We start from the raw sequence: 16,581 nt of genomic DNA on the forward strand, positions 1-16,581 counted from the left end.
TTAATCTTACTTATTCTTCTATTTCAAAATGCAATAACGGATGCAGCTTCATTTCCTGATTTTGGCTTTCATGCTTTACCGGAAACCAATATCTCTCTTTCGTAAACGGATAGGTTGGCAGACTGATTTTATGGGGTTTGGTTTCTCTATAAAGCAATAGCCAGTTTATTGGTTGTTTATTCACCCAATGGAGGGCAACAAATCCTAATTGTCCCACTTTTATCATCTCTTCAATGTCTTCGGGAGTAAGGAGTGCTTTCTTTTGACCTTGCATCTCACTTGTGGTAAAAATATTTTCACCTTCACTGTTTCTATTTTCATCGTTAATAAAACTGACCAGCTTATTGGCTAATTCCTCAATATTACTGGCTATAATTGCTAAGCGGTCCTCCATTTCATTCCTTCCGTTCTGCAAGGTATAAGCTATGTCGTGAAGGTTTTCGAAGGAATGTTTCACGATGTAGGAATACAAGTCAGCGGCCCTTTGTTTTAAACGCTCCCTATTCTGCGCGGATAAAACAATAACTGCCTGCTGGCTGCCATCGTATCTTTTTTTCTTATCATTATCGTATTCAGAAACCAAAATATGCGCATTACTGCCACCAGCACCAAAACTACTGATTCCGGCAACTCTTGGCAAATTCCCCGATGTTGGCCAATATCCTGTTTCTTTCTGTAAATAAAAAGGAGTACCTTTTAGCTGAAGGTATTTATTTGGATTTTCCAAATGCGGATTACCTGGAATGGTTTTATTTTTTAAAGCCAGCACCAGTTTTATAAATCCAGCTATTCCAGCAGCCGCTTCCAAATGGCCTATATTAGTTTTTACACTACCCAAAGCACAGTATTCTTGTTCTGACGAATTACTTTGGTGTTCTGAAAGTACTTCAAAAGCTAATTTGAGACCTTCTGTTTCTATCGGATCACCTAGTGGTGTTCCTGTGCCATGAGCTTCGATATAGCTAATACGGTTAGGTAATTTTTTTGCCGAATTAAATGCCTTGATCAAAAGTTCCTTTTGTGCATTTGGATTTGGAGAAGTCATGGTATTTGATTTTCCTCCATGATTTTCAGCACTGCCTTCAATTACGGCATAAATTTGATCTCCATTTTCAATGGCTTCTGTAAGCGATTTTAGCACCACAATTCCAACTCCTTCTCCTCTTACATAGCCATTGGCACTTTCGTCAAATGTTTTGCATCTTCCATCTTTACTTAACATTCCTGCTTTGTTAAATGATCGGCTTAACTCCGGAGACAACAGGGCATTCACTCCACCAGCAATAGCCAGTTTACATTCTCCGTTTCTAATATTCTGAACTGCTTTGTGTAGGGCAATCAGGGAGCTTGAACAGGCTGTATCAACTGGTTCACTGGGTCCATGAAAATCGAACAAATATGATATTCTGTTAGCCAATACTGAGCTTGCTATCCCTGTTGCAAAATGTGCCTGATACTCTTCGCCATTCCCATTTTTATTAATCAGCGTAGCGTAATCTGAACTTGACGATCCGATAAAAACTCCTGTATTACTTCCTTTTATTTTATTTGACGGTATGCCAGCATCTTCCAGGGCTCTGAAAACGGTTTCTAATGTAATTCTCTGTTGTGGATCCATTAATTCAGCTTCTGCAGGAGATATATTAAAAAACAAAGAATCAAATTCATCTATACCTTCTATAAATCCGCCCCATTGAATGTCCTCTTCTGTTGTTTTCCATCTCGAGGTCGGAATTTTAGAAATCAGATCTTTGTTCTCTATCAGATTTTCCCAAAATTCTTCAATGGTCGGAGATCCTGGAAAGCGTGCGCTCATACCTACAACTGCTATTGGAATGTTTCCGTTTGTGCGTTGGTCGATAAAATTCGTTTGGTTGATATGGTCTGTTTTTTTCTCTTCTAACCTGTTTTTTGCTGATCCTTCTTCTTCTGCCTGAAGCTTATTTTTTATTAAGTCAGGACCAAACTGACTGATTAGAAATGCGATTAAACGCTCAACAGTTGGATAGTTATAAAAAACCGTCGGAGCAAGATCTAATTCATAAAACTGATTAATTGCGGTTGAAAATTGCACCAGTGTTACGGAATCGAATCCATACTCTCCAAGCTCTTCTTCTGTATCGAGATCAATCAAGTCTATTTTTAAAATTTCGCTTACCCAACCCAGTATTTTTATTCTGACCTGATTTTCGAGATCAAATGTTGAACCTGCGTTTGAATTGCTTAAAGGAGTTTGTGTTTCCTTTTTTGAAATAGCTATCCAGCATTTTTTTTTCTCAAATGAATACACGGGCAAACTTGCTTTAAAAGGTTGCTTTATCATTCCTGATGAGTTCAGGTTTATTGGCTCTCCCAGTACCCATAATTCCGCAAGTATTTTGTAATCTTCATTTTGACTTGCAGTAATTGTATGGTTTATTTTAGTATTTTCAAATGAGTTAAAAGACCTCTTTTTTACATCGCCCACAGCTAAATAAGTCAAATTTCCTTCAGAAAACTGCTGCAAACGCTCTCTTAATTCACGTACTGACTGAACTGAAAAGGCCAATCGGCTTTCCATATGCAGCCTTCCATTTTGAAGTGTATAAGCAATTTCCTGCAGATTACTGTCAGGGTATATTTCCAAATGCTCGCTTAAATCTGAAACTAATGCTAATAACCGGTCTTTATTTTTTGCGGATAACAAGATCAGTTCGCTTTTTCCTTTAGTTATAGGTTGTTCATTTGCAATATATTCCTCAAGAATCAGATGTGCATTACTGCCTCCAGCGCCAAAACCGCTAATTCCTGCTATTAAAGGTTTGCTAGAGCCTCGTTTCCATTGTTCCAAATTTTGCTGAACCTTAAACGGTGTATTTTTGAAATCAATATTTGAATTGAGATTTTGCGAATGAATAGATGGCACCAGCATGGCATGCTTAAATTGCAAAATCAGTTTTGTTATTCCTGCTATTCCTGCTGCAGATTCGCAATGTCCTATGTTTGACTTTACGGATCCTATACTGCAAAATTGTTTTTTATCGGTATTGTATGCCTTTACCAATCCTCTTATTTCTATTGGATCTCCTAAAGAGGTTCCTGTACCGTGCGTTTCAACATAGCTGATATCTTCCGGATTTATTCCTGCTTTGTGAATTGCATTTTTTATGACTTGTGCCTGTGCATCAGGATTAGGGACGGTAAACCCATTAACTTTTCCGCCATGGTTTACAGTTGTTGATTTTATGACACCATGAATGTGATCTCCGTCTTTTATTGCCTGATGCAGTGTTTTTAAAAGCACTGCTCCTACTCCTTCAGAAGGAACAAAACCATCTCCGTCCTGCGCAAAGCTTTCACATCTTCCCTTTGAGGATAAAAAAGCACCTTGGCTCAGCATCAGGTATTTATTTGGATGAATACTAATGTTTACTCCACCGGCAATGGCTACATCACAATTACCTGACAACAAATCGTTGCAAGCCAGATGAATTGCAGTAAGTGAAGAGGAACACATGGTATCGATTGCCATCGACGGACCTGTAAAACTGTATTGGTAAGAAATCCTGTTTGCTATACTACTAGCCGTTTTTCCCAATGCAACCGGCGTTCCTTTTGCAGTTTCCTCAATTCCCAGAAACTGATATTCCTGATACATGACCCCTACATAAACACCTGTTTGCAATGCTTTATCTCCATCTCCCGATAGTTGTTCAGGCGTATACCCTGCCTCTCCGATGGTTTCAAAAACGGTTTGTAGAAAAAGGCGTTCCTGAGGATCCATTCGCTCTGCTTCTTTTGGCGAAATAGTAAAAAACAAAGGATCAAATTCATCGACTCCTTCTATAAACCCTCCAAACTTTCCATTAATAGTACCTTCTTTTCCTTTCTCTTCTGTAAAGAAAACTTCATTGTCCCATCTTTCTTTCGGAATTTCTGATATGCTGTTTTTTCCTTGTTTAAGATTATCCCAAAATTGATTTAGATTTTTTGCTCCGGGATATTTGCCCGCAATACCAATAATCGCTATGTCATTTGTCGCTACTCTTTCTTTGTGCGGCTCAAGTTCCTTAATTGTATCTGTTACTTCTGTCTTTGTTGTGTCAGCAGTAGCTTTCAAATCAAAAAATGAAGGATTTGCATTAGATAGATAATTGGCAAGATCTCTTAAATTTCTATATTCAAAAAAGAGTGTTGTAGTAATATTGTCTAAGTGTAGTGCTAACTCTTTTGACAGATTTCCAATAAGGATAGAATCAATCCCCAACTGATCAAAGCTTAGTAACTCATTGATAGCATCAATTTTCATCTTTAACACTTTCGAAAAAATACTTTTTAAAAAAGCCTCTGCATTGCCATATTGGCTCGTGTTAGACAGGGTTTCTTTTTCTATTTCATGCGAAATATTTCCATTTTTTTTCTCTTCCGAAAAAATAACACCATTACTTTTTGCAGCTATTAGCTCTTGTCCTGCTTCAGAAGATGCTGAAAAAACGACGTTTTCAAAGCCTGTCTCTAACAGTGCCTGTCTCCAGGACTCTTTAGACAAAAGCGGGCTTCCCTGTAATCTATAAGTATTATCTTCATGAAGCCACCATCCGTCAAGCAGCCCAAAAGTCAATGAATAAAACAAATTGGATTCTGTCAATTCATTAAGAATTACCAAACCATTTTGTTTTAATAAAGATTTTACATTAGATAAAGTTTTTGTGATGTTTTTAGTAGCATGCAGCACATTTGTTCCTAAAACAATATCAAATGTCCCATAATCAAATCCTTGCGTGCGAATGTCTTGCTCGATATCCAGTTTTCTAATCTCGAGATAAGAAATTTTATTAGCGTATTTACTTTGAGCTTCAATTAAAAAACTATTTGATATATCTGTAAAACAATATTTTAAGTCATTATCGAGAGTATTTAATTTTTTTAATACAGCATCGCTTGACCCTCCGGTTCCTGCACCTATCTCTAAAATATTGATCTGATCCAATCTTTTGCCAGTTTTTGATATAATGTTATAAATCGTTTCTCCCAGCAATTCATTAAAATAATCGGACTGATAATTGTTTTTATAGATATCATTGACAAGATCAAATCTGCCGTTTGGAAAAATAACCTCTGTGGCTCTTATCTGATTTTGAAAAATGGCTGCATACTGACTAAAACATTGTTTTAACAAATTAATATGAGCCTTAAAGCTGGGGTATTGAATAGCATAATGATCCAGTTCCCTTAAAAGGTTCCATTGAATCAATTCTTTACGAAGATTGTAATCGAGCATCAATCTATTCTGAACCTCAACGGCATGCCCAAATTCTATAGCTTTACTAATAATTTCTGTTAGTAATTTCTCATATCTAAATTGACTATTGTTCCTAAAACCCCATAACTTTGGAAATACATCTGAACGCTGTATATTTTCGATGCCCATACCGGACAAAATCTGCAAAATTCCTTTGGAACAAATTTTATCCAGATCGGTTCTGATCTCCTTTTTTAATCTAAATTGTTCTTTTTCAGCAGCCATATAGGAGATTTGGCTTTTCTGATCAGCGATGGTACCGCTCTTGTTAAACAAACAAGATTCCATAACCGGCGAAGCTTGAGTTAATAATTTGATTGCCGTAACTTTTTTAATGTTGTTGGATAGTATTGTTTCGAGAAATTGCATGCCCTCCTCTTCTGTAATACTGTCTACTCCGTTCGCACGTATTGCAAGCCTGTAACTTTCGTCTGAAACGATACCAACACCTCCCCAATACCCCCAATTTATAGTATAAACCGGACATTCAGCTTTGTTTTCAAGGCTTTTGGCAAAGCTGTCAATGAAGGTGCACCCACCTGCATAGTTGGCCTGACCTATAGCAGTCCAATAAGACTGAATAGAGCTGTAGAAACAAATAAAATCTAATGGTTCTTCATTAAAGATTTTTATCAGGTTCTGACTTGTAGCCTGCTTTGTCGAAAAATTACTCACGAAATCACTTTCGCTCATGTTTTTAATCAATTTATCATTGAGTACAATTGCCGAATGAAATATTCCATGAACTGCTGTAAAGTTTCTTTTAATGATTTGATAGGCATTCTTTACCTGATCGAGGTCACGTGCATCACATTGTATATATAAAGGCCTTGGACCCAATGTTGCAATATAATCGAGGTCTTCAACAATATTTTGATTTTCTGCACTGCGTCCCAACCATACGATTTGCGCATGATACTTTTTTACCAAATACTTTGTCGTAGTTTTTCCAATTCCACCGGCTCCTCCAAGGATTACATAGACCTTTTGGGTTTCAAAAATAGAAGATTGCTGTTGCACTAAAGACAAAGGCATCAAAAAGCGCTGATAAAAATTGTTTTCTCTTACTGCTGTAATCTGGCCATTAAACGGAACTTTATATAATTGGCTAAAATCTGTATGACCAGTATCAAGATCTATTATTCGTATTTTCCAGTGCGGTACTTCTTTTGAAAGTGACCCCATTATACCAATAATTCCACTTCCATGATCGTTTACCTTTTGACCAGCAAATATTTGCTGTGTATTTTGCGTGAATACGGTTAAGGCTATATCCTTTTCTCCGACATCAGCCATAAGATTTTTAATTTGCTGAAAAACGTTTAACTCAGGAATTGTATTTTCTGTTTGTATTCCCTGAAAAAAGTAGATTTCATCAAAAATTGTTAAGTTTTCTTTTTCATAATGACTAATATTACATCCTTCCCTTTTAAGAAATTGCTCAAATTCTTTCGCTATTTTTAAGTTCTCGCCACCACTAATTAACACACCTTTTACATAAGGCGTATTGGGAGTATCCATAGCCAGTATTCTTTTCCAGGTTTCAGTAAAGAATGGCTTTTGCAGATTACTTTGCTCTGATTTTACTTTGCTTTTAAGAAAAACAAAATCGTTAAAAACTGCAAGACAATGTCCATTCTGGTCAAACAATTGCAAATTGTAACTTAAAATATTTGCTGAACTATTTTTTTGTACATAACACCAAACCTGATCTGGAATTACATCATAAAACATTAATTTTCCGGCACTGTAAGGAACAGTAACACTTGTTTCCGTACCCGACAAAAGGCCTTGCAATAAACAAGTCTGCAATGCAGCATCCATAATACCAAGATTAGATAATTCTTTTCCTTTAAAATCGTCTTTAAAAGAAATGAAGGAAAGTGCTTCATCTATACCGTAATTTATACTTTCAATTATAGCATACGTAGGACCATATTTAAAATTATTATCACCTAAAATCTTATAGCAATATTCCTTTTGTCCCTGCGCAGAAAGCTGATATTGTAACTCGTGAATATTAATACTTTTATCAGCATATACTTCCTGAGTATCAAAACTTCCGTTGCAATTTACTTCTGCTTCTCCTTCTGTAAAAATTTCAAAATTTAATTCATTATTTTTTGTGAAAATTTTTATGAAAATTTCCTGTGGACCATTCACTATATGTGGCTTGAACCAATTTACATTCTTCAATGCGGTAATGCTTCGTCCTGTAACTGCTTTTACAGCATGTTTGGCCATTTCGACGGATACAACTCCTGGAAGGATTTTTTCTCCGTTGATGATATGATCTGTTAAAAATGACTCATTTCCTGATAAAGTGCACGAAAATAATCTTCCTTGCTGATTGGGTTGTTTTAAGCACAAGACCGGTTTCCAGTTTTCATTTTGAGAGGTAGTTTCTGATTGAGGAATCCAATACTCTTCTTTCGAAAAGGGATAAGTGGGGATTTCAATTTTTGTGCGCTCAACATCAGAATCAATTATACTCCAGTTAATATTATGGCCTTTTGTCCAGTTTATGGCGATCTCATTTGGATCACTATTACGTACTTCCGAATCAACACCTATAACATCTACCACTTTTCTGTAATGGGTAACATTAGAAGTTTTGCCAGAAAGATATTCTGAAAGTTCGAATTTCAATTGAGATATGGATGCCGATACAATGGCTAAGCGTACACAAAATTCTTCGCGCGCCACCTGCAAAGTGTAGGCAAGATTAAAAAGATCTATCTCCTCGTCTAAAAAGGAATGCAGTTTTAGTGCATAATTGCGTAATTGGTTTTCGTTTGTGGCGGATAAAATAAAAACTAATTGTCTTGGCACCCTTATCGGATTTTTTTTAACGGTATGATAACTTTGTACTACAACATGCGCATTTGCACCCCCAATACCAAAACTGCTGATACCTGCGATTACGTTTGTATTATTTCCTTCTCCTTCCCAGGACTTTAAAGTGTCGGCAATATAAAAGGGCGTATTTTGAAGATTAATTTTTGGGTTAAGATCTTTAAAATTAATTGTTGGCGGCAAAATTCTTTTTTCCATAGACAGCAGCACTTTTACCATTCCTGCCATTCCTGAAGCTGCTTCAAGATGTCCTAAATTGGTTTTTACAGAGCCAATTCCACAAAACTTTTCAGCAAAGCTATTGCCACCATCCTCTTTGCTTTTTCTATTTTTAAATGCCTGTGTTAATCCGGCTATTTCTATAGGATCACCCAGACTGGTTCCTGTTCCGTGAGCTTCTATGTAGCTAATACGTTCTACGGCTATCTGAGCATTTTCAAATGCTTTTTCTACCAATTTTCTTTGCTTATCAGGATTTGGAACAGTTAATCCGCCAGACAGACCACCATGATTAATTGCAGACCCTTTTATAATTCCTTTAATCTCATCCTTATCTGCAATTGCGTCTTTAAGTGATTTTAAAAGTAATACTGCTGCTCCTTCTGCCCTTACAAAGCCATTTGCATTTTTATCAAATGTGCTGCATTTCGCATTCTCACTCAACATATTTGCTTTTTGGTAGGCTAAACTTCTTGCCGAATGGCAAATGATATTAATCCCGCCAACAACAACCTGTTTACATTCTCCTGATTTAATTGATTTTATAGCTTCATGAATCGCTACCAGCGAAGAAGAACAAGCAGTATCCAATTGAACACTAGGCCCTTCAAGATCAAAAAAGTAAGATAATCTGTTGGCCAGTAAAGCCATTGAGGTTCCTGTGCCTGTTAATGAATCTTCTCCTTTATCTTCCCTTAACAACAATTCGTAGTCACTTCCACTTGCTCCAATGTAAACTCCAGTCTGGCTTCCTTTAAAATCAGAAGATTTGTAACCTGCGCTCTCAAACAACTCCCATGTCAATTGAAGCAAAATTCGTTGTTGAGGATCCATAAGTTCTGCCTCTTTGGGAGTGATTCTAAAAAATGCAGGATCAAATGTTTTAATTTCATCGATAAATCCGCCCATTTTTAGACCTTTTTGAACGTGATCATCTACCCAATCAGGCCATTGAATTCGGGATTCAGGAATTGTTTGAATAGCAGACTGTCCCGTAGCCAAAATTTCCCAAAGTTCTTCTTTAGTATTGGCTTTAGGAAAGCGAAAGCGATAGCCAATTACTGCTACATCGTTTTCAGAATATTCTAATTCAGGTTGTTTTTCCGTATCTGTATCAACTTTGGTATTGTTTTGTTTCAATACATCCAAATCCTTAATTAATTCTTCAATAATTGCTTTTGGAGAATTAAACTGAAAAAAGAAAGATGGCGCGATTTCGATATTGTAATCAATTGTAATCAATACACCAAGTTCCATTAAATCAGCAGAATCTAATCCCATTTCCATTAATGGATAAGTCAGATGATATTGGTCTTCTGTCCTTAAAAGCTTCTTTATTTTATATTCAATATCTGCTGAGATATCCTGCTGTGAATAAAATTTATTTCCATTCACAGATTGATTTTCCTGGCGTTGATTTTCAGTTCGCAAGTCATATTGGATCAAGATCCCGTTCCCAATATTCTCAACGTCAAATTTTCTGTATCCTTCAAGTACTTTCACAATAGTTGCCCCATGTAGTTCATGGAATTTCAAGATCGGATCTGAAGGTTCTCCTTTAGCGTTTTTTGAAAAAACATATTGTTCAAAATTCAGTGCTTTCTGTTTGCTAAAATCCCTGCAACGACTTATTCCTACTACATGGGTTGCGTGATTTTTCAATTTTAAATGATCTAATAAAAAGCTAAGCAAATGATCCCCCAAGGCCATATGCTGGTATTCAGGATCAACATTTAAATTCAGTAATTGAACAATCTGTGATTTCTGAACACTTAACTCATCAATATTTTCAAATGTTATCTTATTAAGTAAATCAATATCTGCTATAAATTGAGTATAAACAGCTCCTACAATCTTATTATCAATTACGACAACAAGATGATTGAATGGATTATTTAAAATCCGTTGTTTTATAACCGATTGCTTTTTTCTTAGATTTTGAGGCCAACATTTCTTTTCAAGCTCATAAAGCTCTTTTATATCCTGAATATTTGGAGTACGAATTATATAATTGTGTTTTTTAAAATAGCTTAAGGTTATCCTTGAGTAAGGCAATTGTCCAGGAAATTTTTTAAACTGATCACGATCAACAAACCATCCGGCTCCGGCCGCAGCCAAAATAAAAGTTGATGCCTCGACCAAATGCTGATGTGAAAAAGCATGGTAAGCATCAAAATGCAAATTTTCAGATTCTGACAAAAATTTATTTACAATATTGGATGGAAGTGAGTGCACTTCGAGAATCAACATTCCGAATTTTGATTGTAAAGATCCCCATCTTTCAAAATGCTCTACAAGACTTCCAAAACTTTCGTGTTGTGTTATTAAATTACCTTTATCGCCAATACTAAAACTTTCTGAATCGATTTCATAGACCTTTTTTTGAGCTGCAATAAAGGGACGATCATGGTCTAAAAAAGATCTGACATGCAATATATTTTCAGGATCATCAATGTAGGCTTTTAAATCAGACGGAATATTTTGTGGAGCACCAATATCACCATGAATAGTTATATGGGGAATATTATGTAATGTTTTTTGTGTTTCAATAAGTGCTTTTTCATTAAAATCAATTCCAATGAGAGTCAATGGATAAATATCCAGCACTTTCCCCCTTTTTGTATAGTCTTTTATAATATTATAAATTCGGTTTAAAAAGGTTCCGTCGCCGCACCCCATATCGGCAATGTATTTGGGCTGCTCCGTAAACAATTCATTATCAAATAAATTGACTATAATATTATCTACTTCATCAAAATATTTTTTGTGTTGAAAACCACTTGAAATAACATTTAAGGTACGATCAACATGATTTTCGTGTCCTTCCTGACTATGACTAAAAACCTCGTTGGCATCATGGAAAATCAGACTATCAAGCTTAAGAAGTAAGGAATTGTATGAAATAACAGTTCCAAAATTCATACTACGCTCTACAAACCCACTCCCAAAACTAGAGAACGTTAACTCATTATCCTCATATACCAACCAATTTCTTTCAATAAACAAATCAATCAGATCAGCTTTAATAGTGGAGTGAAACCAATTCTCATCAAATTTATGTGATCCTTTTTCTTTCTTGTGATACAAATAAAAAAAAACTGGTGCCAATAACATGCCATCAAGCATTGATCTGAAAAACGGCTCATTTACTCCCCATCCTTCGCGAAGCTGTAGTAAAAAATTATTAAAGATTACTACCTGTTTTATTTCTGCGTTATGACTTACATTATCGGTTGCAATTAAATCAACCAGACCTTTTGGTGCAACTTGAATTTTGTTAGGGATTAACTTATCTTCGGTATGTGAAATTTGTTCTATCCAGCCTAAAGATTTTAGTATTCGATACGAAGCTTTTAAATAGCCTTCATTACCATTTAGTATCTGCCCTATATCTTCATTTTTTATTGTTTTATCAGATAAAATCTCAAATGATTTGTGATCTTGAAATGCAGTAATCACAGGTATTACAATATACCCATGACTCCATGTATTTAATAAATTTAACATATTAAAATTAATAATTAATTATAGGTTTAACACTCAATGTTGTTTGTATTTTACATATTCAATTGGTCAAAAATCATCGCCCTTTACATTTAAGAGAATCGAATCAAGCGTTATTAATAACATCAATACATGAAATGAAATATTGTTTTCTAATTAAATAAGACCAAAACTAGATGAAGGAGTCATTCAAAACAAATGGAAGCAATCGACATTTATAAATATAGTGTCGATATTTATAAAACGACCAAAATAAAACGGTGCAAGTATTTAATTCCCTATATCTTATATGTAAAAGGCATATATTATAATTATAATAAAAAGCCAACTCTGCATCTATAAATATGATACAGAAATGACCATGTCTTGATATTATTTTACTTTTAAGGAGCAATCACACATAGCGGCTTTCTTATACTCGAATAAATGAATATCATTTAAAATATAGAATATCAAAAAATCCGCTACGATACATTTTAAAAGAAATATTAATATATTATAAAATTTAACTTTTGCGTAATTTATAATTTTAATGAAATTTGATCTTTTTTTTTCTCAAATAGAAGTTTAATAAATTTATAAAATGCAACTAAGGCCATAATTCCAATAAATAGCGAAAATAACATCTGAAATAGTAACCCGGCATTTAATGAAACTAACTTCAAAAAACCATTATTTAAAACATAAAATATAAACTTAGACATTGTAAGTGGGATAGTTAGTAAAAAGTGGCAGCATAAATAAAAAACAAATGAATACTGACCAATACTAAAAATTAATAAAAAATATTTGAGCTTAACCTTTCCTCTGATCAGATCAAAAATATAGGTGTAAGACTTTTTATTTAAATCGATTATATTAAAATAATCAGAAACGATCCAATAGCCATCATTTCTGATGAATGGAATTAACGAATAAGCCATTACGAAAAGGTTTGTTTTTATTATTATAAGCATCAAATAAGTAAATGAATTGTTGTTTTCATTTACGACCAGAAAAAACAACAAAAAACAATTTATCAAACCCTGAAAATAAATTCCACCTAGATTAACAATAACCTTTTCATTTTTATTTAATTTCCAAATGCGTGTTACATTTGAATATAAAACCGGAAATATGATATAAAACCCAAAACCAATCTCTTTGGGCTCAACTTTAAAATAATTGCTGGCAGATGAATGCCCCAGTTCATGAAAAAGCATAATAACCAACAAAGTAAAATAAACAAATACATAGTCCAGCCATGACATATCGAGTAAGGAATGATTTCGATAATTTAAACTTAAAATAAGCTGAGAGGCAATTCCGGCGAAAATAGCAATTGGAAACAATAACCTGAAGATGGCTTTCTTAAAGAAAAAGGACAAATAGTTAGAAATCTGTATCACTCTTTTTTCAGACAATATATTTATTGCCAGATTAATATAACTTTTTTTTCTTTTTTTTTCACTAACGATATAGTCCAGTTTACCGGAAACTATACGTGAAAGTTCCTCATAATTCTCACAGCTAATTTTCTTTGCTGCAATAAATTTTTCTTTTTGATGACTGTTATTTTTCAACTCCTCCAATAATTCATAAAATAACTGACTGACAGAAAAATAATTTTCCTTAAATAATATTAAATAACTTTCCCTGTTTTTTAATAATTCAATTTCATATATTTTATCATTATCTATCAAAATATGGCTTTTATGTTGAATAATTTCTCTTAAATTAAAATTTGATTTTGAATCAATGATTCAACAAAGTTTTTGTCCGGAATAAATTGAAGGAGTTCCATCTTAGTAAGATTTAATTTTTTACTCTCTAATTTTCTTAATAAGACATACAATCCTTTATTGATTTTTAGGGAATTCATTGAAGCGTAATTAAATAAAAGATGATCATCGTCTTTTATATAAAAATTATACAATTGAGAATTAAATTTATAAGAATAATCATCTTTTCTAAATTCCAATTTATTTGATTGTGCACTCCTTTCGTTTGAAATAAAAATATTTTTATTTAAAAACTCATACTGTTCCGTAAACTTAGTCAGCACATTTTCAAACATGCTCCAGCACTGATTTAAAGATTGCTCGCAAAATACATCCTTATCTTTTAAAGGATAAATGGGTTTTTCTATAACAACTTTTATGAGATCATCTTCTCGGTAAGCGAAAATTGGAATTAAGGGAATCTTTAGTAAATGACATAAATAAGGAATTCCTTTTTGAGTACTGATTTCATTGTTCATGAATCTTACCTTCAAAGAATGTTTTTGATCATTGATCGTTGTCGTATTCCCATCCAGATAAGAAAACAGACTCTTATTTTCTTTAATATTTCGTATCATCTTAAAAATTGATCTGGCATCTTCAGCATTTAAAAAATCAGGGTTTACTTTTAAGTTTAAATCAATTCCGGATGTCTCCGGATTAATATTAGGGTTCTCATATCGAAGCTTTCTCTTGAAAGAATAGTCGTCCATCACCACCGAAAAAGTAATTTTTTTCAAAGCCAGTAAAATAGGGATAGTCATATACGCACCGATATGAAATGAGCTATAAAAAGCAGGACCATTTAAAATCAAATTTTCCTCTCCGTAAATCTTAATTTTTCCTGCGTTATATAAAATTGAAAAATTATTAATTTCATTAATGGTTAATCTTTTTTGAATCGAATAGTTTTTAAAAAATAAATCTTCTTCTATATTTTTTATCTTCTTGCCATTTGCAGATACTTTTAAAAACTCTACCCTGTCTTCTGAAGATTCATCTTCCCATTTTAATGAATTTACTTTTTGCTTAATTAAATTTAAATAATCCTCCATATACTATTTTATTATAATTTATTTAAACTAACATTTTTTAATCTTACCTTAAGGATTACTTCGCGTATAATTTACCGTGAAATTTGCGATCATAACATATGACTTAGAGACTCCTGAAATTTATTTTTGCTTCCTGGTACTGTGTTTTTAAATCACTGTTTAAAAAAAACGTATGCATGGGAAACTAAAGACACCTACGAAACAATTATTTTTCGTAGGTGTTTAGATTAAATTCTAGTGGCCTGATGAAAAGCAACAACTAGAGTTGCCATTTGGGCTTTGCGGACCATCAGCAGCAAATAGTTGAACCATTTCTAATCTTTCTTCAAGTTCAATTACTTCTAACTCTTTTTTCAAATCTTCTAATTCGTTCATGTTTATATGATTTAAATATCTGTCTACTCTTTTTAGGTTTTTCGACTTCCCCCTAGTGTTTGGCCAACAATATCTTTAACTTGTAAATACTCGTCTTTTCTTTTACTAAATTCTAACAACAACCTGTCTTCAATATTATACTTAATAGGAGGACATGGAGAAATCCCTTCTTTCCATAATTTTGGGCACGCACCACCACAGATTGGCAGTATACGGCATGTTGTACATGGAACTTCCCCATTTAAAATATCATCATTCCATGACGAGAAAGGTCTTTCAGTATTACTATTATATTCACCATTCAGTTTACCTATCTTAAATGCCTCGACATCTTTATACACATCAACTTGTGAAATTTCTGTACAATTGTATACATTACCATCTGCATCAAAGACTTCAGCATTTTCATGTAAGCTTGTACACACAATATTAGTTTTCTTTCCAGGGAGAATCCCAATAGAATGATTTTTTTTCATTAAAATTAAATATTCTTCAATTTGAAACTTAGAATAGTCCCTTTGAGACAATGAACTTAAATGTGCATCATTACCCCAGGAATGTATAGGTGCAGTATAAAATGATATTTTATTAAGGATTTTTTCTTTATCAAGTAATTCAATTAAATCAAATGCACTTTTGTAGTTTGATCCGTCAACATTGCAACGTACTTTTATAAAACACTTTAATTGGTCAAATTTCGCATCGCTGACTATATCTTTTAGATTTTTAAAAATCAGTCCGAATGTTTTTTCTTTTAGTTTAGTGTGCCTTCTCAAGTCATGATTTTCTTCAGTACCATCGAGAGTTATCTCAAAATCTTTTACTTTATAATTTTCAACTAAATCAAAAAAGATATCCTTTTTTAAACTCAATCCATTTGTAATCATTTTAGCCGAATAGCTGCAATTATTTCCCGAAGCTAATTCCATTAGCTCCTTAGACAATTTCTTGATGTTTAGCAAACCCATTAATGGTTCTGCGCCAAACCAGCTAATACCTAATTCTTTATACTCTTTTGCTTTTAGATTCTTTGCAATTCTTTCAATAATTTTTTTGTTTAAATTCTCATCTAAACCATTTTTTGTATGAACCTGTCCACAATATCCGCAACCCAGCTGACAATTTGAAGAGGGTGAAATAACCTGATAAAGTAAATTATCAATCTTAATAGCTTCTTTATTTTCTTTAATAATAAAATCTAATTCATTAAAATCATTTGAAACCAGTATTTTATTTTTCACTAATTCTTGTAATACATCATTATCTATTTCATTTAGATTATTATTCATTAAAATATGATATAAATCAAGTTGTATTAATGTCATTGTGGTGGAAATAGTGGAATAAAGTAAAACATACTTATTTGTTATGATTGGTTGAGAAAAAACTAAATAATTCGATAATTTATACTTCATCTTTAATTTTAAATATTGTTTTGTTCTGAATTATATTTTCATTCTAAAATAGAGCTTCCGAAAATCAGATTTTTAACATATGTAATTAATTATAAAGTTTAATACATATTAAATCT

Annotated in this window: 5 protein-coding genes; all 5 read right to left on the reverse strand. The window is 33.3% G+C overall.

Features of this window, described 5'->3' with window-relative positions; translation table 11 throughout:
• Positions 1-10 precede the first annotated feature (10 nt).
• Positions 11-11,863, reverse strand: a complete 11,853-nt coding sequence (locus tag EV142_RS12650; RefSeq protein ID WP_132036250.1) for an SDR family NAD(P)-dependent oxidoreductase — start codon at positions 11,861-11,863, stop codon at positions 11-13.
• Positions 11,864-12,381: 518 nt separating this feature from the next.
• Positions 12,382-13,542 carry a hypothetical protein gene (locus EV142_RS12655; RefSeq protein WP_132036252.1) on the reverse strand — a complete coding sequence of 387 codons (1,161 nt, stop codon included), beginning with the start codon at positions 13,540-13,542 and terminating at the stop codon, positions 12,382-12,384.
• 29 nt (positions 13,543-13,571) lie between these two features.
• Positions 13,572-14,675: a lysophospholipid acyltransferase family protein gene (locus tag EV142_RS12660; RefSeq protein WP_132036253.1), complete on the reverse strand. Its 1,104-nt coding sequence runs from the start codon at positions 14,673-14,675 to the stop codon at positions 13,572-13,574.
• 234 nt (positions 14,676-14,909) lie between these two features.
• The gene (locus tag EV142_RS24050) at positions 14,910-15,050 is read right to left on the reverse strand and encodes a hypothetical protein (RefSeq protein WP_158286326.1); all 141 of its coding nucleotides are present in this window, start codon (positions 15,048-15,050) and stop codon (positions 14,910-14,912) included.
• 32 nt (positions 15,051-15,082) lie between these two features.
• A complete protein-coding gene (locus EV142_RS12665) occupies positions 15,083-16,465 on the reverse strand; it encodes a radical SAM/SPASM domain-containing protein (protein WP_132036255.1) in 1,383 nt (460 codons plus the stop codon).
• Between the last annotated feature and the right edge of the window lie 116 nt (positions 16,466-16,581).

It is taken from the genome of Flavobacterium circumlabens (assembly GCF_004345565.1).
GTDB lineage: Bacteria > Bacteroidota > Bacteroidia > Flavobacteriales > Flavobacteriaceae > Flavobacterium > Flavobacterium circumlabens.

Excerpts from the sequence above, each read along its gene's own strand:
- EV142_RS12650 (WP_132036250.1), bottom strand. The coding sequence starts at position 11,863 with ATGTTAAATTTATTAAATACATGGAGTCATGGGTATATTGTAATACCT.
- EV142_RS12660 (WP_132036253.1), bottom strand. The coding sequence starts at position 14,675 with ATGGAGGATTATTTAAATTTAATTAAGCAAAAAGTAAATTCATTAAAA.
- EV142_RS24050 (WP_158286326.1), bottom strand. The coding sequence starts at position 15,050 with ATGAACGAATTAGAAGATTTGAAAAAAGAGTTAGAAGTAATTGAACTT.
- EV142_RS12665 (WP_132036255.1), bottom strand. The coding sequence starts at position 16,465 with ATGAAGTATAAATTATCGAATTATTTAGTTTTTTCTCAACCAATCATA.